This is a genomic window from Streptomyces krungchingensis (assembly GCF_054729265.1).
Map to the genome: position 1 here is coordinate 5,094,889 of NZ_JBPUKY010000001.1, position 19,137 is coordinate 5,114,025.

A 19,137-nucleotide genomic window follows, 5' to 3' on the forward strand; every position below is an offset into this window, starting at 1 on the left:
CCCGCACGACACCTGTGATCCCGGCCACGCCCCACCGGGGACACAGCCGGACCGCGCACCCGAAAACGCCCGAGGGCGGCACCCTGGAAAGGGTGCCGCCCTCGGAACGAAGGACGGTGATCGACCGGGGTCGATCAGAAGTCCATGTCACCGCCCGGCATGCCGCCCGGAGCGGCCGCGGCGGCCTTCTCCGGCTTGTCGGCGATGACGGCCTCGGTGGTGAGGAACAGCGCGGCGATGGAGGCGGCGTTCTGCAGGGCAGAGCGGGTCACCTTCGCCGGGTCGATGATGCCCTCGGCGATCATGTCGACGTACTCGCCGGTCGCGGCGTTCAGACCGTGGCCGACGGCCAGGTTGCGCACCTTCTCGACGACGACGCCGCCCTCGAGGCCGCCGTTGACGGCGATCTGCTTGAGCGGGGCCTCCAGCGCGAGCTTCACGGCGTTGGCGCCGGTCGCCTCGTCACCGTCGAGCTCCAGCTTCTCGAACACCTGGGAGGCCTGGAGCAGGGCCACGCCACCACCGGCGACGATGCCCTCCTCGACGGCCGCCTTCGCGTTGCGGACGGCGTCCTCGATGCGGTGCTTGCGCTCCTTGAGCTCGACCTCGGTGGCGGCACCGGCCTTGATGACGGCCACGCCGCCGGCCAGCTTCGCCAGACGCTCCTGGAGCTTCTCGCGGTCGTAGTCCGAGTCGGAGTTCTCGATCTCGGCACGGATCTGGTTGACCCGGCCGGCGACCTGGTCGGCAGAGCCGGCGCCGTCGACGATCGTGGTCTCGTCCTTGGTGATGACGACCTTGCGGGCGCGGCCCAGCAGGTCCAGACCCGCGTTCTCCAGCTTGAGGCCGACCTCCTCGGAGATGACCTCGCCGCCCGTGAGGATGGCGATGTCGCCGAGCATGGCCTTGCGGCGGTCACCGAAGCCCGGAGCCTTGACGGCGACGGACTTGAAGGTGCCACGGATCTTGTTGACGACCAGGGTCGACAGGGCCTCGCCCTCGACGTCCTCGGCGATGATCAGCAGCGGCTTGCCGGACTGCATGACCTTCTCGAGGAGCGGCAGCAGGTCCTTGACGTTGCTGATCTTCGAGTTGGCGATCAGGATGTACGGGTCGTCGAGGACGGCCTCCATACGCTCCATGTCGGTGGCGAAGTACGCCGAGATGTAGCCCTTGTCGAAGCGCATACCCTCGGTGAGCTCCAGCTCCAGACCGAAGGTCTGGGACTCCTCGACGGTGATGACGCCTTCCTTGCCGACCTTGTCCATGGCCTCGGCGATGAGCTCGCCGATCTGGGTGTCGGCGGCGGAGATGGAGGCCGTGGAAGCGATCTGCTCCTTGGTCTCGACATCCTTCGCCTGCTCCAGCAGCGCACCGGAGACGGCCTCGACGGCCTTCTCGATGCCGCGCTTGAGGGCCATGGGGTTGGCGCCGGCGGCGACGTTGCGCAGGCCCTCGCGGACCAGGGCCTGGGCGAGGACGGTCGCGGTCGTCGTACCGTCACCGGCGACGTCGTCGGTCTTCTTCGCGACTTCCTTGACCAGCTCGGCGCCGATCTTCTCGTACGGGTCCTCCAGCTCGATCTCCTTGGCGATGGACACACCATCGTTGGTGATCGTGGGGGCGCCCCACTTCTTCTCAAGGACGACGTTGCGGCCCTTGGGGCCGAGGGTCACCTTGACGGCGTCGGCGAGCTGGTTCATACCGCGCTCAAGGCCGCGCCGTGCCTCCTCGTCGAACGCGATGATCTTGGCCATGTGAAGTGGTCCTCCCGGACTGGGGTGGAAAGCTCACAGGACCGCGCTGGCGCCCGCGACGGACGGCCTGCATGCCTCGTGGTTCCTTGCCCCACCCGGCCTGCGGGCCTCACCGACCCGGTCCTTCGTTGTCACTCTCACCTTCAGAGTGCTAACGCCAATGATTAGCACTCGCCCCTGTCGAGTGCAAGCGGCTCCAGCGGATCCCCAGGTGAACACAGGGGCGCACGGGAGCGGACCGCGGGACGGACCCCGGACCGCGGACAGACCGAAGGGCCCGTACCCCATGGGGATACGAGCCCTTCGTCACGTCGAACAATCAGTCGGCGCGTGCTTCAGCCGGCAGCCAAACGGACCATGTCCGCCTGCGGCCCCTTCTGACCCTGCGAGATCTCGAACTCGACCCGCTGGCCCTCTTCAAGGGTGCGGTAGCCGTCCATCTGAATCGCGCTGTAGTGGACGAATACATCCGCACCACCGTCGACCGCGATGAAGCCGTACCCCTTCTCCGCGTTGAACCACTTGACGGTGCCCTGAGCCATGCCTAACTCCCCTATTACTGGCCCTTGCACAGATCCACACTTCGCGGATCCGGGTCAGACCTCACCCCCCAACGGTTGGGGGTGTGCGCCGGAACGCGTCGACCGCGGCTGAATGTATCTGCCCAACTGCCGTCTGCAACAGGTCAATCGGACGAGAATTCTGGGCACGGCCGATCGGGAATATGCGGAGAATGTGCGAAGATTCAGGGCAAGTCGGGCCCCGTAAATGCCATAAACGGCTCAAAAAGGCGGGGCACTTTGGCTACTTCTTGTCGGGTGCCGCACAGGTACTCATATGCGTCCGGCATGAAATGCCAAGCGGGTTCCCCAACTGTACCGTGCTCAACCATGCAGAATTGCCCCCTCCGTTTCTCTCACGGAGGGGGCAATTCGATGAACTCTCGGTGATGGGCATTACCCTGGGTAAGGATCTCACCCTCGGTGACGGCCGTCCGCGGGCCTCGCGCCCGGCCGCCGGCACGTCACCGCTCAGGCGTCAGCCGCCGGCGACGGCCGGGATGATCGAGACGCCCGCACCGTCCGGCGTCGCCGTCTCGAGCCCCTGCTCGAACCGCACGTCGTCGTCGTTGACGTAGACGTTGACGAAGCGGCGCAGCTTGCCCTGGTCGTCCAGGACGCGCGCGGAGATGCCCGTGTGGTTCTTCTCCAGGTCGGCGATGACCTCGGCGAGGGTCGCGCCCTCGGCGCTCACCTCGGCCAGGCCGCCGGTGTAGGTGCGCAGGATGGTGGGGATGCGGACGTTGACGCTCATGATGCGAGGCCAGCCTCTCGGAAGGAGTCCAGGTTCGGGCGGATGGTCGCGGTCAGGCCGGTGTCCGAGGCCACCGCGTCCAGGGTCTTGAGGCCGTCGCCGGTGTTCAGCACGACCGTGGTCAGGGCCGGGTCGAGCAGACCGTTCTCGATCAGCTTGCGGGTGACGCCGACGGTCACACCACCGGCCGTCTCCGCGAAGATGCCCTCGGTGCGCGCCAGCAGCTTGATCGCGTCGACGATCTGCTCGTCGTTCACGTCCTCCACCGCACCGCCGGTGCGCCGCGCGATGTCGAGCACGTACGGACCGTCGGCCGGGTTGCCGATGGCCAGCGACTTGGCGATGGTGTCCGGCTTCTGCGGGCGGACGACGTCCTGCCCGGCCTTGTAGGCGACGGAGACCGGCGAGCAGCCCTCGGCCTGGGCGCCGAAGATCTTGTACGGCCTGTCCTCGACGAGGCCGAGCTTGATCAGCTCCTGGAGACCCTTGTCGATCTTCGTCAGCTGGGAGCCGGAGGCGATCGGGACGACCAGCTGGTCCGGGAGCTTCCAGCCGAGCTGCTCGCAGATCTCGTACGCGAGGGTCTTGGAGCCCTCCGCGTAGTACGGGCGCAGGTTGACGTTGACGAAGCCCCAGCCCTCGCCGGCCGGGTCGCCGATCAGCTCGGAGCAGAAGCGGTTCACGTCGTCGTAGTTGCCCTGGATGCCGACGAGTTCGCCGCCGTAGACCGCGGCCATGACGACCTTGCCCTGCTCCAGGTCGTGCGGGATGAACACGCAGGAGCGGAAGCCGGCGCGGGCCGCGGCGGCGCCGACGGCGCCCGCGAGGTTGCCGGTGGAGGAGCAGGACAGGGTGGTGAAGCCGAAGGCGCGGGCGGCCTCCAGGGCCTGCGCGACGACGCGGTCCTTGAAGGAGTGCGTCGGGTTGCCGGAGTCGTCCTTCACGTAGAGGCCGCCGGTCACGCCCAGTTCGCGGGCGAGGTTGTCGGCCTTGACGAGCTTGGTCCAGCCGGGGTTGATGTTCGGCTTCTCGGCGACGTCCGCGGGGACGGGCAGCAGGGGGGCGTAGCGCCAGATGTTCGCGGGGCCCGCTTCGATGCGCTTGCGGAGTTCCTCGGCGTCGTAGGCCGAGTAGTCGTACGCGATCTCCAGCGGGCCGAAACACTCCTCGCAGGCGAAGACCGGGCCGAGGGGCACGCGGTGGCCGCACTCCCGGCACGAGAGGGCGGCGGCGGGACCGAGGTCGACGGAGTTCGTGGTGGTTGCAACTGTCTGCGCAGCCATGGAGGCGAGGCCCTTTCTCCTCATCTTCCTCACGACGCATCTCGCCGTGAGACGGATTTGGCACCTTCCCGAGCCGGGAGCCTCGCGGTGCGATCGAGATGTCGATCGGTACGAGACCGGCTGGAGGGTTGCCGGGGCTTCATCGGGCCGTATCCCTCTGCCCCTCTGGATGAGCGGTATTTGATTGTTTGACTGTTGAACTGCTTACGCGCCGACGATCCAGGACATGCGATGGTCATCCGCGTTGTTCAAGACTGTAACCGACGGCCAGGACAGTTGAACCAGTCGTCCGAACCGCGAGACGACCCCAGGGGGTTTCGTTTGGATCTCGCGGACCCGGGCTGATCCGAACCGAACCCCCTAGCCGATCAGCCGCTGCCACGGCGGGCATGCCGATGAGAGCATGTGATCAAACAGTGAGGAGCCGCAGACTGTGCTGGAAGAAGTTGAGCGCTGGCTGGGCACACGCTCCTGGTCCGTGTCCGATCGCCCGCTCCACAAGCTCATGGCCGCGAAACGCGCCACCAGTTCGACGGTCAGTGTGGTCCTGCCCGCCCTCGACGAGGAGGAGACGGTCGGCGACATCGTCGCGATCATCCGTCACGACCTGATGGAACAGGTCCCCCTCGTCGACGAGATCGTCGTCGTCGACTCGGGCTCCACGGACCGCACCTCCGAGGTAGCCGCCGCCGCGGGCGCGCGGGTCGTGCACCGCGACGCCATCCTGCCGCGCATCCCGGCCGTGCCCGGCAAGGGCGAGGTCCTGTGGCGGTCGCTGCTCGTGACGAGCGGGGACATCATCTGCTTCATCGACGCCGATCTGAAGGAGTTCTCCTCGGACTTCGTCGCCGGGATCGTGGGCCCGCTGCTCACCGAACCGGGTGTGGACCTCGTCAAGGCCATGTACGACCGGCCGCTGACCGTGTCCGACGGTTCCGCGTCCGGCGCGACGGCGGCCGGTCAGGGCGGCCGTGTCACCGAGCTCATGGCCCGTCCCCTGCTCAACATGCACTGGCCGCAGCTCGCGGGGTTCGTCCAGCCGCTGGGCGGCGAGTACGCGGCCCGCCGCTCCCTGCTCGAACAGCTGCCGTTCCCCGTCGGGTACGGCGTCGAACTGGGCATGCTCGTCGACGCGCTGCACCTGGTGGGCCTGGACGCCCTCGCCCAGGTCGACGTCGGCGTCCGCAAGCACCGTCACCAGGACGGCCAGGCGCTCGGCCGGATGGCCGCCGCCATCTACCGCACCGCGCAGCTCCGGCTGGCCCGCGGGCACCTCGTCCGCCCGGCCCTCACCCAGTTCGAGCGGGGCGAGGACGGCTTCGAGCCGCGCACCTACTCCGTCGACACGGAGGAGCGGCCACCGATGGCGGACATCGCCGAATACCAGTCACGCAGAGTGGCATAGCCCCGGTCTGCGAAAACACGGAGTGACCGACTCCGCCGGTCGTATACGGCCTGTTCGTACCGTCGTCCGTACGTTTGAGCGTTTCCGGGCCGGGCTAGGTTGAGGCGTATGGCTTCCACGGCTTCTGCGCAGGGCGCTGCCCACCGCATTCTCGTCGCGTCCAACCGCGGCCCGGTCTCGTACGAGGTGCGCGAGGACGGTTCGCTGCACGCCCGGCGGGGAGGCGGCGGGCTGGTCTCCGGCCTCTCCGCGATCGGTCCCGACGCGGGCGCCCTGTGGGTGTGCTCGGCGCTCGGCGACGGCGACCGCGAGGCGGTGCGCCGCGGGGTCGCCGAGGAGGGCGTACGCATGCTCGACATCGACGCCGAGGTGCACTCCGACGCCTACAACGGCATCGCGAACTCGGTCCTCTGGTTCGTGCACCACATGCTCTACCAGACGCCCCTGGAGCCGGTCTTCGACGCGGAGTTCCGGCGCCGGTGGGCCGCCTACGAGACGTACAACCGCGCGTTCGCCGAGGCCCTGGCCGACGCCGCGGCCGAGGGTGCCGTGGTGATCGTGCAGGACTACCACCTGTGCCTGGTGCCCGGCATGCTGCGCGAGCTGCGCCCGGACCTCAGGATCGGCCATTTCTCGCACACGCCCTGGGCCCCGCCGGAGTACTTCCGGATGCTGCCGGACGACATCCGCGCCCAGCTGGTGTGGGGCATGCTCGGCGCCGACCGGCTCGGCTTCCTCACCTGGCGCTGGGCCCACGCCTTCATGATCTGTGCCGGACAGACCGACGGCGAGCGGATCTTCCCCAGCTGGCCGAGCGGCGACCCACGCAGGGCCGTCGACCACACCCCGACCGGCCGCCCACCGGTGCGGTCCACCGAGATCGGTGTGCACGGCCTCGGCGCGGACGCGGACTTCCTGCGCCGGCGCGCGCACGAACCGGACGTCGACGAGCGGATGGCCGCGCTGCGCGAGCAGATCGGCGAGGGCCGCAGGACCATCGTGCGGGTCGACCGGACCGAACTGTCGAAGAACATCGTGCGCGGGCTGCTGGCGTACCGGCAGCTGCTCGACGACCACCCCGAGTGGCACGAGCGCGTCGTGCACGTCGCCTTCGCGTACCCCTCGCGCCAGGACCTGGCCGTCTACCGCGACTACACCGCCGAGGTGCAGCGGCTCGCCGAGGAGATCAACTCCCGGTACGGGAAGCCGGGATGGACCCCGGTCGTGCTGCACGTCAAGGACGACTTCGCCCGGTCGCTGGCCGCCTACCGGCTCGCCGACGTGGCCCTCGTCAACCCGATCCGTGACGGCATGAACCTCGTCGCCAAGGAGGTCCCCGTCGTCTCCGACGAGGGCTGCGCGCTGGTGCTGTCCCGGGAGGCCGGCGCCTACGAGGAGCTGCGCGAGGACGCGATCGAGATCAATCCTTTCGACGTGACCGGCACGGCGCGGGCGCTGCACGAGGCGCTGACCATGCCGGCCCACGAGCGGGCGGAGCGCACCAAGCGGCTCGCCGCCGCGGCGACCGCGCTGCCGCCCTCACGTTGGTTCCTGGAGCAGCTGCACGCGCTGGAGGCACTCGGCGGCACTCAGCCGAGCTGAGCCGCCAGCGCCGCCAGCAGGCGCACGACGCCGCCCGGGCCGTCCACCACCGTGTCGGACCGGTCGGCCAGTTCGGCGACCTCGGAACTGCCGCTGCACACGAGAAGGCCGGGGACGCCGTCGGAGCGGAGCTTGTCGACCGCGGCGAACGCCGGCAGGTCGCCCAGGTCATCACCCGCGTACAGGACGGACTCGGCGCCGATCTCACGGGCGTACTCCAGGAGCGCGACCCCCTTGTCCATGCCCGGCGGGCGCAACTCCAGGACCAGGCGGCCCGGTTCGACGATCAGGCCGTGGCGGGTCGCCAGGTCCGTCAGCGGCTCGCGCAGGGCCTCGAACGCGGCCTGCGGATCGCTCGCCCGCCGGGTGTGCACGGCGACGGCCCGGCCCTTCTCCTCGATCCAGGTGCCCTGCCAGGCGCCGACCCGGTCCAGCACCCCGGGCAGCTCGGCCCGGACGGCGGCGACGCCGGGGTGCGGCGCGGGGGCGGTGACCGTGCCGCTCACCGCGTCCCAGCGCTCCGCGCCGTAGTGGCCGAGGACCACCAGGTGCTCCAGGCCCGGCACGTCCGTGAAGCCGCCCTTGCGGACCGCGACCCCGGCCGGGCGGCCCGTGATCACGGCGACGGAGGCGACCTTGGGGGCGAGCGCCGCGAGCGCGGGGACCGCGTCCGGGTGGGCGCGGGCCTGGTCCGGGTCGGGGACGATCGGGGCGAGTGTCCCGTCGAAGTCGAGGGCGATCACGGCCCGGCCGGGCCGGGCGAGGATGGCGTCGAGGCCGTCGCGTCCCGCGGGGGTCGCGGGCGTCGGCAAGGAGTCCGGGGATTCCGTAGGGCTGCCCATGGGACGACCCTATCCACGGACGGGCGGGCTCACCCATGGCTGATCGCGACACGTCCGCGCCGGGCCCGGTCGTCGTGTACCCGCTCCCCGGCCGCCCGCGGACCAGGGGCCCCGCCCTCGGGGTCCTGCCCGGGCCGGGCCCGCGGGTTCAGCGCTCCGAGCGGCGGGAATCGCGCACCCGGCGGAGCCGGTTCACCGTGACCGGGTCGTGGGCCAGGGCTCGAGGGTCGTCCAGGAGGGCGTTGAGGAGCTGGTAGTAGCGGACCGGGGCCAGGCCCAGCTGCTCCCGCACCGCCCGCTCCTTCGCGCCGGGACCGGAGAAACCGCGCCGCTCCATGGCGAGAATTCCCCGCTCGCGGGCGCTGAGCCCATCCATGCCGTCCATGCACAGCACCGTAGCTCCCGGCGCCGACAGCGCCGGGAAACCCCCTAGCCCTGGCTCTGCGCCGCGCTGTCGGCCGTGGTCGCGGCGATCTGGAGCGAGCCGAGGATTCCGGCCGGGCTGCCCCCGGGGCTCACGGCCTTGGCGATCTGCTTCTTCACGTCGGCGCTGACACCGGCCCAGGAGGTCTTGCCGACCGGGTAGAGCACGGCGGTGGGGAGCTCCTCCAGGAAGGGGGCGAGATCCGCGTCGTCCTTGTCCGCGGCCATGGCGTCGGACGCGGACGAGGTCACCGGCAGCAGGTCGTACTCGTGGGAGAAGGCGAGCACGTTCTTGTCGTCGTAGACGTAGTCGAGGAAGTCGCCGACCTGCTCGCCGTGGCCGTTCTTCTTGAAGGCCATCATCCAGTCGGCGACGCCCATGGTGGCCTTGGCCCTGCCGTCGATGCCGGGCATCGGCACCATGCCGAACTTCACGCCCTTCGCGGCTGCCGTCTTCATCAGCGTGGGGTGCCCGCTGAGCATGCCGACCTCACCGCGGGTGAAGGCCGCGAACGCGTCCGCGCGGTTCAGCTTGGCAGGTGCGACGGGTCCGGTCAGCTCCTTGTCGACCAGTTCGTCCTTGATCCAGTCGAACGTGCCGACGTTCTGCGGGGAGTCGATGGAGTACGTGCCGACGTCGTCGGTGTAGCCGTCGCCGCCGCTCAGCAGCCACTGCATCGTCTCGGCCTGCGCCTCCTCGGGGCCGAGGGGCAGCGCGTACGGGAACTTCACGCCCTTGGCCTTGAGCGCCCTGGCGTCGGCCGCGAGCTCGTCCCAGGTCTCCGGGGGCGTGAGGCCGGCCTGCGAGAACAGCGTCTTGTTGTAGAAGAGCAGACGCGTGGAGGCCGCGAAGGGCATCCCGTACTGGGTCCGGTCCATCTCGCCCGCGTCGGTGAGCTGCGACTCGAAGTTGGCCTGGACGGGTATGGAGAGCACGTCGTCGACCTTGTAGAGCTGCCCCTTGGCGGCATAGTCGGCGTACGCGCCGATCTGCGCCATGTCGGGTGCGTGGCCCGCCGCGACCATCTCCTTGACCTTGCGGTCGACGTCGGTCCAGGGGTAGACGCTGACCTCCACCTGGATGCCGGGGTGGCCGGCCTCGTACGCGTCGACCAGCTTGTTCCAGTACTTCTGGGAACTGTTGGCCTTGGAGTCGCCGTAGTCGGCGGCCACCAGTCTGAGCGTGACGTCCGAGGAGCCGCCCGGGCCGCCGCAGCCCGCGAGGGTCGCCGTCATGCCGAGGGCGGACGCCACCGCGATCAGTCCTGTCCTACGCCGCTGCACTGCGTTGCTCTCCCCAACCCCGGAACCGTCTCCGGCCGTCGCTTTGCTTCTGCGTCCGTTGCATCCGTCTCGGAATGCGGATACAAGGTCTACACCACGTGAGTGGACTAGACCTCTCCTGGGGTAAGGGGCGACACTGTCCCCCGTGAGACACGTCATCGCCCTCGATGTGGGCGGCACCGGGATGAAGGCCGCCCTCGTCGGCGCGGACGGCGAGCTGCTCCACCAGGCCCGCCGCGCGACCGGCCGGGAACGCGGTCCGGAGGCGGTCGTCGAGTCGATCCTCGGCTTCGCCGCCGAACTGCGCGCCCACGGCGAGGAGCACTTCGGCGAACCCGCGGTGGCCGCCGGAGTCGCCGTCCCCGGCATCGTCGACGTCCGCAACGGCATCGCCGCCTACTCCGCGAACCTCGGCTGGCGCGACGTGCCGCTGCGCCGTCTGCTCGGCGACCGCCTCGGCGGCGTGCCCGTCGCCCTCGGACACGACGTGCGCACCGGCGGACTCGCGGAGGGACGCATCGGCGCGGGACAGGGCGCCGACCGTTTCCTCTTCGTCCCGCTGGGCACCGGCATCGCCGGGGCCATCGGCATCGACGGCGGCGTCGAGGAGGGCGCGCACGGCTTCGCGGGCGAGATCGGCCACGTCGTCGTACGCCCCGGAGGGACCCCGTGTCCCTGCGGGCAGCGCGGCTGTCTGGAGCGGTTCGCCTCCGCGGCGGCCGTCAGCCAGGCCTGGGCCGAGGCGTCGGACGACCCGTCCGCGGACGCGGCCGGCTGCGCGAAGGCCGTGGAGGCGGGTGACGCCAGGGCGGTCGCCGTGTGGCAGGAGGCGGTCGACGCGCTCGCCGACGGCCTCGTCACCGCGCTCACCCTGCTGGACCCGCGCACACTGATCATCGGTGGCGGGCTCGCGGAGGCGGGGGAAACCTTGTTCACACCGCTGCGTGCCGCCGTCGAACAGCGCGTCACCTTCCAGAAACTGCCGTCCATCGTCCCGGCGGCCCTCGGCGACACCGCCGGCTGCCTGGGCGCGGGCCTGCTGGCCTGGGATCTCCTCGCCACCGGCACGACCGACACCATCGACCGCTCGGAGGTAACCACCTGATGGCCCCTAGCAAGGTTCTCGCCGGCGCCCGGGTGGTACTGCCCACCGGGATCGTGGACGGCGGCCGCGTGATCGTGGACGGCACGCGGATCGCCGGGAGCGCTCCCCCGCAGCACGAGCACCTGGACCTGTCCGGTCACTGGCTGGTCCCCGGCTTCGTCGACATCCACAACCACGGCGGTGGCGGCGCGTCCTTCACCTCGGGGACGGTCGAGGAGGTCCTCCGGGGCGTGCACACGCACCGCCTGCACGGCACCACGACGGTCGTCGCCTCGACCGTCACCGGTGACATGCACGGCCTCGCCCAGCGCGCCGGGATGCTCTCCGAACTGGCGGAGCAGGGCGACATCGCCGGTATCCACTTCGAGGGCCCGTTCATCTCCCCGTGCCGCAAGGGCGCGCACTCCGAGGAACTGCTGCGCGACCCGGACCCCGCGGAGGTCCGCAAGCTGATCGACGCGGCGCGCGGCCGGGCGAAGATGGTCACCCTCGCCACCGAACTCCCGGGCGGCATCGACTCCGTACGACTGCTGGCCGAGCACGGGGTGATCGCGGCGATCGGGCACACGGACGCGACGTACGAGCAGACGCGGGACGCCATCGACGCGGGCGCGACCGTGGCGACGCACCTGTTCAACGCGATGCCCGCACTCGGCCACCGCTCGCCCGGCCCGATCGCGGCGCTCCTGGAGGACGAGCGGATCACGGTCGAGCTCATCAACGACGGCGTGCACCTGCACCCCGCCTCCCTGGAGCTGGCGTTCCATCACGCGGGCGCCGACCGGGTCGCCTTCATCACCGACGCGATGGACGCGGCGGGCTTCGGCGACGGCCGCTACATGCTCGGCCCGCTGGAGGTCGAGGTCGCCGACGGTGTCGCCCGTCTCGTGGAGGGCGGCTCGATCGCGGGCTCGACCCTCACCCTCGACCGCGCCTTCCAGCGCGCCGTCACGGTCGACAGGCTGCCCGTCGAGGGTGTCGTGGCGGCCCTGTCCGCCAACCCCGCCCGCCTGCTCGGCATGTACGACAAGGTGGGCTCGCTGGAGCCGGGCAAGGACGCCGACCTGGTCGTCCTCGACTCCGACTTCGCCCTCAAGGGCGTCATGCGCGGGGGTGAATGGGTGGTCGATCCCCAACTGGGATGATTCACGACCTCGTTGCCGCACGGCGGTTGGCCCGGGGGTCTGGGCCGACCGCCGTGGTCTTTGGCATGATCGAACCGCCGGAACAACCGGCAGGCGCTCAGTCGGCGTCCATTCCATGAATTTCTTCGGGGGAGGTCGTCCCAGGTGATCCTCACGGTCACGCTGAACACCGCTCTCGACATCACCTATCGCGTGCCCTCCCTGCGACCGCACTCCTCGCACCGGGTGACCGAGGTGACCGAACGGCCCGGCGGCAAGGGCCTGAACGTCGCGCGGGTGCTCGCCGCCCTCGGCCACGAGGTGACGGTGACGGGCTTCGCCGGCGGCGCCACCGGCCGCACGGTGCGCGAACTGCTCTCGCGGACGGCGGGTGTGGTGGACGCGCTCCTGCCGGTGACCGGCTCGACCCGCCGCACGATAGCCGTGGTCGATGCCGCCACCGGCGACACGACCCAGCTCAACGAACCCGGCCCGGCGATCACCCCCGCCGAGTGGTCGGCCTTCCAGACGGCGTACGAGCAACTGCTGTGCTCCGCCTCCGCGGTGGCCCTGTGCGGCAGTCTGCCGCCCGGAGTGCCCGTCGGCGCGTACGCCCAACTCGTCCGCACCGCACGCGCGCTGGCGGTCCCGGTGCTGCTGGACACCGGTGGCGAACCGCTGCGGCGCGGGGTCGCGGCCCGGCCCGACATAGTCAAGCCCAACGCGGACGAGCTCGCCGAACTCACCGGCTCCCACGAGCCGTTGCGCGCGACCCGGGACGCCCGGCGCCGCGGCGCCCACGCGGTGGTCGCCTCCCTCGGCCCGGACGGACTGCTCGCCCACACCCCGGACGGCCACTGGCGGGCGGCCCCGCCCGTCCGCGCCCGCGGCAACCCGACCGGTGCGGGCGACTCGGCCGTCGCCGGTCTCCTGTCGGGCCTCGTCGAGGGCCTGCCCTGGCCGGCCCGGCTGAGCAGGGCCGTCGCCCTGTCCACGGCGACCGTGACGGCGCCCACGGCGGGCGATTTCGACCGCGCGGTCTTCGAGGACCTGCTCGGCCGGGTCACGGTGACCCCGGAGGTCAGCGCGGCGTAATCACCCCATACGCCACAGACGATCACGTGTTCGTTAAGATCGTCGGCGACCACGGATCACCTGACCAGTGATCCGCTTCCACATGGGGGTAATTCATGCACAGCGCAAGGAAGTTCGTCCGCCTCGCGGCCATCGGTGCCGCCTCGGTGGGCCTCGCCGTCTCGATGAGCTCCGCGGCGACCGCGGACACGGGCGACGGCGCCACGCGCGCCGCGGCCGCCCAGGAATGGGGCGGTGGCTGGAACAACACCCGGGACACCACCATCCGGGAGAAGCCCAGCACCACGGCCCGCAAGGTGGGCACGCTCAAGAAGGGCAAGATCGTGAAGTGCTGGGTCGCCGGGTGCAGCGGCACGCACAACGGCGGCGCCTACAAGTGCACCAGCAGCTCGCCGACCGAGAAGGACTGGCACGAGGTCCGGTGGAACGGCAAGAAGGCCTGGGCCGCGAGCCGTTGCCTTGAGTGGGGCCGCGTGGAGTGACCTGACCACGTCGGCGGACGGCGGCTGTGCCCCGCTCCCGCGGGGTGCGGCCGCCGCCTCATGTCACGCGCCGAGGACGGGCGTCACTTGTCGAGCTTGTCGAGCGACAGCTGATCCAGGACGGCATCGCACTGGTTGCCCTGGTTGCAGGCGATCTCGATGACGTTGGTGCCCTTGTTGAGGCTGACCGGGGCCCAGGTCGTCTGCCAGCCCTTCTCCCAGTCGCCCTTCGGGGCCTGCGCGCCGATGAAGTTCGCCATCTTCAGCGGGTTGGTGTTCGCCTTGCCGTTCACGACGAGCGTCGCGTTGGCGTCCACACCCGGGATGCCGTAGCGCACGTTCAGGCGGCAGGAGCCGCTCTTCTGGATGCCGTTGACGGTCCAGGTCACCTTCGCGCCGACCTGGTTGAATCCGGCGACGTAGACCCCGCCGTCGGACTTGGCGCCCTTGAAGTCCGAGGCGACCGTGGCCCCGCCGTCCAGCCGCAGCGCCTTGGCGTCGATCTTCGGCAGCTCACCGGTGCCGGGCACGGAGCTGGTGCTCGACGGCGTCGGGGACGCGTCCTGCGAGGACGACCCCGCCGGGGCGCCGCCGCCGTCGTCCTTGGCGTCGTCGTTCGAGTCGCCGCCCATCATGGCGATGCCGATGCCGATGACGACGGCCGCGACCACGGCGATCGCGCCGATGAGCAGGCCCTTGGTGTTGGGGCCGCGGCCCCGCCCGCCGCCGTCGCCGGGCAGCGGCGTCCGGGTGGTGGGCGCGCCGCCGGGGACGGTCTCGGGGGCCGCGTAGTGCGGGTTCGGCTGACCGTAGCCCTGCTGCTGCGGAACCTGGCCGTACTGCGCGGTCGCGGCCTGCTGGCCGTACTGCGCGGTCTGTGCCTGCTGCCCGTACTGGCGCTGACCCACCGATCGCGTCCGGTTGACCGAGCCCGGGTAGCCGTAGCCGCCGCCCCCGGTGGGCGGGGTGGCTCCGTTGGCCTGGCCGTCGGCGTACAGGTAGCCGAACGGGTCGTCGTCCTCGGGCGAGCTCGCGCCGTTGTCGCCGGGCGTCATCCCTTGGTCTCCTCAGCAGATGCGGTACACGGTGAATGGCGAGCCTACCCGCTCTCGCTGGACCAAACGGGGGGTCTTCACCGCATCAACCCACTGACCTGGGTTTTATCCGGCACGCCGATGTTGTTTGGGACGAGACCGTTTCTCGACGTACATCCGTTCGTCAGCGGATTTCAACACCTCGTCCGCCGTCATCCCGCAGTGTGCCCATCCGATGCCGAAACTGGCGCCCACACGGACGGCCCGCCCGTCGATCCGGATCGGCGGGATGATCGCGTTCCGCAGCCGTACGGCGAGGTCCTGCGCGTCCGCCCGGCCGAGCCCGTCGGCGAGCACCACGAACTCGTCACCGCCGAGCCGGGCGACCGTGTCACCGTCGCGGACGCCGCTGGTGAGCCGCCGCGCCACCTCGATGAGCACCGCGTCGCCCGCGTTGTGCCCGAACCGGTCGTTGATCGACTTGAAGCCGTCGAGGTCGCAGAAGAGCACCGCGAGCCCCTTGGTGCCGTCGTCGGTCTCGCCCTCGGGCGCCACCGTGTGCACATGGTGGTCGAAGGCGTCGTAGGCCTCGGGGCCGGAGCGGAAGTCGAAACCGTGGCCGTTGCCCTCGTAGGCGGGGTGGGCGTGCCCGTCGAAGGCGGCGCTGCCGTCGTAGCCGCCGTTCGCGACGGCCGGCAGCTCCGTGTACTGGCCGTGCCCGTACGCCGCGTCCAGGGAGGCGACGGCGCCGGGCGGCAGGGACTGCGGGCGCTGGCACAGGCGGGCGCCGAGCCGGGAACGCAGCTCCGCGGAGTTGGGCAGGCCGGTGAGCGCGTCGTGCGAGGCGCGGTGGGCGAGCTGGAGCTCGCGGCGCTTGCGGTCCTCGATGTCCTCGACGTGGGTGAGCAGGAAGCGGGGGCCGTCGGCGGCGTCCGCGACGACGGAGTTGCGCAGGTGGACCCAGACGTACGTGCCGTCGCGGCGGCCGAGGCGCAGCTCGGCCCGGCCGCCCTCGGCGGACGTCCTGAGCAGGGTGCCGATGTCCTCGGGGTGCACGAGGTCGGAGAAGGAGTAGCGGCGCATCGCGGAGGCCGGGCGGCCCAGCAGACGGCACAGCGCGTCGTTGGTGCGCAGGATGCGGCCGTGCTGGTCGCCGCCCATCTCGGCGATCGCCATGCCGCTGGGCGCGTACTCGAAGGCCTGGCGGAAGGACTCCTCGCTGGCGCGCAGGGCCTGCTGCTCACGCTCCAGGCGGACCAGGGCGCGCTGCATGTTCGCCCGCAGCCGGGCGTTGCTGATCGCGATGGCGGCCTGGAAGGCGTACATCTGGAGCGCCTCGCGCCCCCAGGCGCCGGGGCGCCGGCCGTTGCGCGGCCGGTCCACGGACAGCACGCCGATCAGTTCGCCGCCGCCGGTGGAGCCGGAGGCGCCGGGCGAGTACATCGGCGCGAAGAGTCGGTCGGAGGGGTGCCACTCGTCCTCGAAGCGGGGTGCGGGTCCGTCGGTGTACCACTGCGGGACGTCGTCCTCGTCCAGGACCCAGCCCTCGGTGTGCGGTATGAACCGGAGGTCGCCCCAGGCCTCGCCCATGGTCAGGCGGCGGTCCCAGGAGGTGCGGGATCCGACACGGCCGGTGATCAGGGCCTCGGCGGCGGAGTTCCCGGCGAGCGCGGCGACCACCAGGTCGCCGTCCTGGCGCACGAGGTTGACGCACGCGAGCTCGAAGCCGAGACCGGTGACCACGCCGTCCGCGACGGTCTGCAGCGTGTCGGCCAGGCTGCGGGCGGTGTTCATGTCCGCCATCACCTGATGCAGCTGCCGCAGGGTCGCCAGACGGACGTAGGGCTCCGACTCGGTCTCCATTCGCCCTCCCCCCTCGTCGAGACCTCGCAGCAACTCCAGGGTTCTCTCGGCGTACCAGGTGTTCTTCGTGCCTTCGCGCTTACGACTGGGTGTACCGCTCGGTGGACTGCCGGGTGCTTTCCCACGTACTGCTTGGTAGCTTCGTGCTCAGCTTCCCCGCCACTGAATCACAGCGCGCTCCCCACTCGGTACACAGGGTCAACAAAATATGGCCCCTGTGACTCAAGTCACAGCTGAAGATGAACAATTGAGTGGGGTTTCTGCATTTTCAGCGTGCGATTACTGAACGCATGGTGGGGAGCTGTGCGGACACTGTGAGCGATTGTGGCCGAACGCCACGCGAACGTGTGCGGTCGCGATCTCCGTCTCCGGTCCTAGGACCTGTCTCGGGCCGGGGGCCGATGCGCCGCCCGGGAAGCGGAGACTAGCGTTTCGGCGTGCTGAAGACTTCCCCTGCCGCTCCACCCTCCGCATCCGGGCATGCTGAGGGGGTGAGCAACGACGAGTTCCGCGCCGCCATGACCCGGCTGGCGGCGGGCGTGGTCCTGGTGACCGCCCACGAGCCCGCACTGGACCCGGACGGGCCGGGCGGCGAGGACGTCGGCATGACCGCGACGGCGTTCATGTCCGTCTCGCTGGACCCGCCCCTGGTCCTGGTCAGCCTGCGCGAGGGCTCCCGCATGGACGACCTGCTCGCCGAACAGCCCCTGTGGGCGGTCTCCGTGCTCTCCGAGAGCCAGCGCCACATCGCCGGCCGCTTCGCCATGAAGGGCCGCATCAGCGACCGGCTGCTCTTCGAGGACATCCCGTACGTGCGCGGCAAGGAGGCCGGAGCGCCGCTGGTGGGCGGCGCCCTGGCGACGCTGGAGTGCCGCACCGAGCAGCGGGTGGCCGCCGGGGACCACACCCTCGTCATCGGCCGCGTCCTCACGGCCGAGGTGCCGAGCGCCGACGGAGGACCGCTGACGTACTTCAAGGGCCGCTACCGGCAGCTGGGTTAGCGCCCGCACGGCGTGCGGGGGCGGCGCCGCCCCCGCACGCGCGCGACGGTCAGCGCTCCAGGACGGTGACGTCGAGCGCGGCCAGCCGCTCCGGGTCGTTGAGGATGTCGATCACGACGATCCGACCGTGTACGACTGTGAAGGCGAGAACACTGGTCAGGTGCCCGTCGGTGATGCCCACGACACCCGCGGCGCCGTTGACGAGGGCGGGCCGCGCGGAGTGCGCGAGGTGGGCGAACCCGATGGCGCCCGAGGCCACGGCGACCGCACCGGTTGTCACTCCGCCCTCCGACCGCGCCACGACGTCCGGGTCGAGCGCCGCGACGAGCGCGTCGAAGTCGCCCCCGCGCGCCGCCGCCAGGAACGCGTCGACGGCCTCCCGCTGCTGCGCGAGATCGGCGTCGGGCGCGGGTGCCCCGCCCTGCACCCGTCGCCGGGCCCGGCTGGCGAGCTGCCGGGACGCCGCCGGCGTACGGCCCACGAGGAGCGCGATCTCCTCGAACGGCACCGCGAAGAGGTCGTGCAGCACGAAGGCGAGCCGCTCGGCCGGCGTCAGCGTCTCCAGCACCACCAGCAGGGCGATGCCCACCGAGTCGGCGATCAGCGCCTGCTGTTCCGGGTCGACGCCGCTGACGGGACTGAGCACCGGCTCCGGCATGCGCACTCCGGGCCGGTCCTCCAGGGGCTCCTCGCCACGGGCCCGGCGGGAGCGCAGCATGTCCAGGCAGACCCGTCCGACGACGGTCGTCAGCCAGCCGCCGAGGTTGTCGACGTGGCTCGCGTCGGCCCGGCTGAGCTTCAGCCAGGCCTCCTGCACGGCGTCGTCGGCCTCGGTGAGCGAGCCGAGCATGCGGTAGGCGACCGCGCGCAGATGACCGCGGTGCGCCTCGAACCGCTCGGCGAGGAACTCTTCTTCTCCGGCGGCCGGCCCGGCCGGCTCGCCGGCTTCGCTCATCTCGCTCATGGGTCCCATCTCCTCGTCGCGGTCCGTCACAGCCATGACGGATCGCGGGACGCGAATGTGACGCGGGCCGTCCGGCCGCGCGTCCGGGACCCGGCGGGGGTCAGGACCAGTCGCGCCCGGAGCGTCCGCGCTTGGTGTCCGAGCGCTGCTTCTTCTCGCGCAGCCGCCGCTCGTTGATGCCGCGGGGGATGCGGGTGGCGCGGCGGGGCCGGGGCGGTGGAGCGGTGGCCTCGGCGAGCAGGGACGCGAGCCGCACGGCGGCGGCCTCGCGGTTGCGCCACTGGGACCGGTGCTCGGAGGCCCGGACGCTGACGACCCCGTCGACGAGCCGCCCGGCCAGCCTGGCGAGGGCGCGCTCCTTCCACACGGGCGGCAGCGCCTCGGTCCTGGCCAGGTCGAAGCGCAGTTCGACCTGCGAGTCGGTGGTGTTCACGTGCTGTCCTCCGGGCCCGCCGGAGCGCGAGAAACGCCACATGAGCTCGGCCTCGGGAAGGGAGACGGAGCCGCGCACGACATAGGGACCGGACATGAGGTTCATGGTCGCGCGGATGTCCGGTCC

The 19,137-nt window shown here is 71.0% G+C and carries 18 protein-coding genes and 1 riboswitch; of the genes, 7 read left to right on the plus strand and 11 right to left on the minus strand.

Translation table 11 applies throughout. The features are described from left to right. Window positions 1-134: 134 nt before the first annotated feature. From groL to thrC, 4 genes are all read right to left on the minus strand, one after another. Entirely contained in the window at window positions 135-1,757 is a 1,623-nt protein-coding gene (groL, locus tag ACSYGO_RS22355) for a chaperonin GroEL (RefSeq protein ID WP_345646612.1), read from the minus strand. A gap of 335 nt (window positions 1,758-2,092) precedes the next feature. Continuing rightward, complete coding sequence (locus ACSYGO_RS22360; RefSeq protein ID WP_005486335.1) at window positions 2,093-2,299, minus strand: cold-shock protein; 207 nt, start codon at window positions 2,297-2,299, stop codon at window positions 2,093-2,095. A gap of 496 nt (window positions 2,300-2,795) precedes the next feature. Beyond that, the gene (locus ACSYGO_RS22365) at window positions 2,796-3,071 is read right to left on the minus strand and encodes a MoaD/ThiS family protein (RefSeq protein ID WP_095935114.1); all 276 of its coding nucleotides are present in this window, start codon (window positions 3,069-3,071) and stop codon (window positions 2,796-2,798) included. After that, window positions 3,068-4,354: a threonine synthase gene (thrC, locus tag ACSYGO_RS22370; RefSeq protein WP_435226000.1), complete on the minus strand. Its 1,287-nt coding sequence runs from the start codon at window positions 4,352-4,354 to the stop codon at window positions 3,068-3,070. The genes ACSYGO_RS22365 and thrC overlap by 4 nt, the downstream gene beginning before the upstream one ends. 17 nt (window positions 4,355-4,371) lie before the next feature. Continuing rightward, window positions 4,372-4,530, minus strand: a riboswitch (SAM riboswitch). A 257-nt stretch (window positions 4,531-4,787) separates the two neighbouring features. Here thrC and ACSYGO_RS22375 point away from each other — a divergent pair. Beyond that, entirely contained in the window at window positions 4,788-5,759 is a 972-nt protein-coding gene (locus tag ACSYGO_RS22375) for a glucosyl-3-phosphoglycerate synthase (RefSeq protein WP_460387386.1), read from the plus strand. Window positions 5,760-5,867: 108 nt separating this feature from the next. Continuing rightward, a complete protein-coding gene (locus ACSYGO_RS22380) occupies window positions 5,868-7,361 on the plus strand; it encodes an alpha,alpha-trehalose-phosphate synthase (UDP-forming) (RefSeq protein ID WP_435225997.1) in 1,494 nt (497 codons plus the stop codon). Here ACSYGO_RS22380 and otsB read toward each other — a convergent pair. The 3 genes from otsB to ACSYGO_RS22395 all read right to left on the minus strand — a co-directional run bounded on the left by otsB (window position 7,349) and on the right by ACSYGO_RS22395 (window position 9,910). Continuing rightward, window positions 7,349-8,203 carry a trehalose-phosphatase gene (gene otsB / locus ACSYGO_RS22385; RefSeq protein WP_426681540.1) on the minus strand — a complete coding sequence of 285 codons (855 nt, stop codon included), beginning with the start codon at window positions 8,201-8,203 and terminating at the stop codon, window positions 7,349-7,351. The two genes, ACSYGO_RS22380 and otsB, sit on opposite strands and share 13 nt — an antisense overlap. 148 nt (window positions 8,204-8,351) lie before the next feature. Further along, window positions 8,352-8,588 carry a DUF3263 domain-containing protein gene (locus ACSYGO_RS22390; protein WP_426681539.1) on the minus strand — a complete coding sequence of 79 codons (237 nt, stop codon included), beginning with the start codon at window positions 8,586-8,588 and terminating at the stop codon, window positions 8,352-8,354. Window positions 8,589-8,632: 44 nt separating this feature from the next. Beyond that, entirely contained in the window at window positions 8,633-9,910 is a 1,278-nt protein-coding gene (locus ACSYGO_RS22395) for an ABC transporter substrate-binding protein (RefSeq protein WP_460387389.1), read from the minus strand. A gap of 145 nt (window positions 9,911-10,055) precedes the next feature. On the opposite strand from ACSYGO_RS22395, the gene ACSYGO_RS22400 reads away from it, so the two are divergent. The 4 genes from ACSYGO_RS22400 (at window position 10,056) to ACSYGO_RS22415 (ending at window position 13,716) form a co-directional block, all read left to right on the plus strand. Then, on the plus strand, window positions 10,056-11,015 hold the full coding sequence (locus tag ACSYGO_RS22400) for an ROK family protein (protein WP_426681538.1): 960 nt from the start codon (window positions 10,056-10,058) through the stop codon (window positions 11,013-11,015). After that, window positions 11,015-12,160 carry an N-acetylglucosamine-6-phosphate deacetylase gene (nagA, locus tag ACSYGO_RS22405; protein ID WP_460387391.1) on the plus strand — a complete coding sequence of 382 codons (1,146 nt, stop codon included), beginning with the start codon at window positions 11,015-11,017 and terminating at the stop codon, window positions 12,158-12,160. Before ACSYGO_RS22400 ends, nagA begins: the two co-directional genes overlap by 1 nt. Before the next feature lie 144 nt (window positions 12,161-12,304). After that, entirely contained in the window at window positions 12,305-13,234 is a 930-nt protein-coding gene (locus ACSYGO_RS22410) for a 1-phosphofructokinase family hexose kinase (protein WP_432172548.1), read from the plus strand. 95 nt (window positions 13,235-13,329) lie between these two features. Beyond that, window positions 13,330-13,716 carry an SH3 domain-containing protein gene (locus ACSYGO_RS22415; protein ID WP_426681535.1) on the plus strand — a complete coding sequence of 129 codons (387 nt, stop codon included), beginning with the start codon at window positions 13,330-13,332 and terminating at the stop codon, window positions 13,714-13,716. Window positions 13,717-13,799: 83 nt separating this feature from the next. Here the strand turns inward: ACSYGO_RS22415 and ACSYGO_RS22420 are convergent, their stop codons facing one another. Both ACSYGO_RS22420 and cdgB read right to left on the minus strand, forming a co-directional pair. Beyond that, entirely contained in the window at window positions 13,800-14,771 is a 972-nt protein-coding gene (locus ACSYGO_RS22420) for a carbohydrate-binding protein (RefSeq protein WP_460387393.1), read from the minus strand. A 105-nt stretch (window positions 14,772-14,876) separates the two neighbouring features. Continuing rightward, window positions 14,877-16,613: a diguanylate cyclase CdgB gene (gene cdgB, locus ACSYGO_RS22425; RefSeq protein WP_426681533.1), complete on the minus strand. Its 1,737-nt coding sequence runs from the start codon at window positions 16,611-16,613 to the stop codon at window positions 14,877-14,879. A 518-nt stretch (window positions 16,614-17,131) separates the two neighbouring features. Here cdgB and ACSYGO_RS22430 point away from each other — a divergent pair. Then, entirely contained in the window at window positions 17,132-17,614 is a 483-nt protein-coding gene (locus ACSYGO_RS22430; RefSeq protein WP_345647026.1) for a flavin reductase family protein, read from the plus strand. 49 nt (window positions 17,615-17,663) lie between these two features. On the opposite strand, the gene ACSYGO_RS22435 is transcribed toward ACSYGO_RS22430, so the two are convergent. Both ACSYGO_RS22435 and arfB read right to left on the minus strand, forming a co-directional pair. Next, window positions 17,664-18,569 carry a sigma-70 family RNA polymerase sigma factor gene (locus ACSYGO_RS22435; protein WP_432189407.1) on the minus strand — a complete coding sequence of 302 codons (906 nt, stop codon included), beginning with the start codon at window positions 18,567-18,569 and terminating at the stop codon, window positions 17,664-17,666. 109 nt (window positions 18,570-18,678) lie between these two features. Continuing rightward, a complete protein-coding gene (gene arfB / locus ACSYGO_RS22440; RefSeq protein WP_435225987.1) occupies window positions 18,679-19,116 on the minus strand; it encodes an alternative ribosome rescue aminoacyl-tRNA hydrolase ArfB in 438 nt (145 codons plus the stop codon). Between the last annotated feature and the right edge of the window lie 21 nt (window positions 19,117-19,137).

Bases quoted from the DNA above. Each gene is read 5' to 3' on its own strand.
- groL (WP_345646612.1), bottom strand. From the start codon at position 1,757: ATGGCCAAGATCATCGCGTTCGACGAGGAGGCACGGCGCGGCCTTGAG.
- ACSYGO_RS22360 (WP_005486335.1), bottom strand. From the start codon at position 2,299: ATGGCTCAGGGCACCGTCAAGTGGTTCAACGCGGAGAAGGGGTACGGC.
- ACSYGO_RS22365 (WP_095935114.1), bottom strand. From the start codon at position 3,071: ATGAGCGTCAACGTCCGCATCCCCACCATCCTGCGCACCTACACCGGC.
- thrC (WP_435226000.1), bottom strand. From the start codon at position 4,354: ATGGCTGCGCAGACAGTTGCAACCACCACGAACTCCGTCGACCTCGGT.
- ACSYGO_RS22380 (WP_435225997.1), top strand. From the start codon at position 5,868: ATGGCTTCCACGGCTTCTGCGCAGGGCGCTGCCCACCGCATTCTCGTC.
- otsB (WP_426681540.1), bottom strand. From the start codon at position 8,203: ATGGGCAGCCCTACGGAATCCCCGGACTCCTTGCCGACGCCCGCGACC.
- ACSYGO_RS22390 (WP_426681539.1), bottom strand. From the start codon at position 8,588: ATGGACGGCATGGATGGGCTCAGCGCCCGCGAGCGGGGAATTCTCGCC.
- nagA (WP_460387391.1), top strand. From the start codon at position 11,015: ATGGCCCCTAGCAAGGTTCTCGCCGGCGCCCGGGTGGTACTGCCCACC.
- ACSYGO_RS22415 (WP_426681535.1), top strand. From the start codon at position 13,330: ATGCACAGCGCAAGGAAGTTCGTCCGCCTCGCGGCCATCGGTGCCGCC.
- ACSYGO_RS22420 (WP_460387393.1), bottom strand. From the start codon at position 14,771: ATGACGCCCGGCGACAACGGCGCGAGCTCGCCCGAGGACGACGACCCG.
- cdgB (WP_426681533.1), bottom strand. From the start codon at position 16,613: ATGGAGACCGAGTCGGAGCCCTACGTCCGTCTGGCGACCCTGCGGCAG.
- ACSYGO_RS22430 (WP_345647026.1), top strand. From the start codon at position 17,132: ATGACCCGGCTGGCGGCGGGCGTGGTCCTGGTGACCGCCCACGAGCCC.
- ACSYGO_RS22435 (WP_432189407.1), bottom strand. From the start codon at position 18,569: ATGAGCGAAGCCGGCGAGCCGGCCGGGCCGGCCGCCGGAGAAGAAGAG.
- arfB (WP_435225987.1), bottom strand. From the start codon at position 19,116: ATGAACCTCATGTCCGGTCCCTATGTCGTGCGCGGCTCCGTCTCCCTT.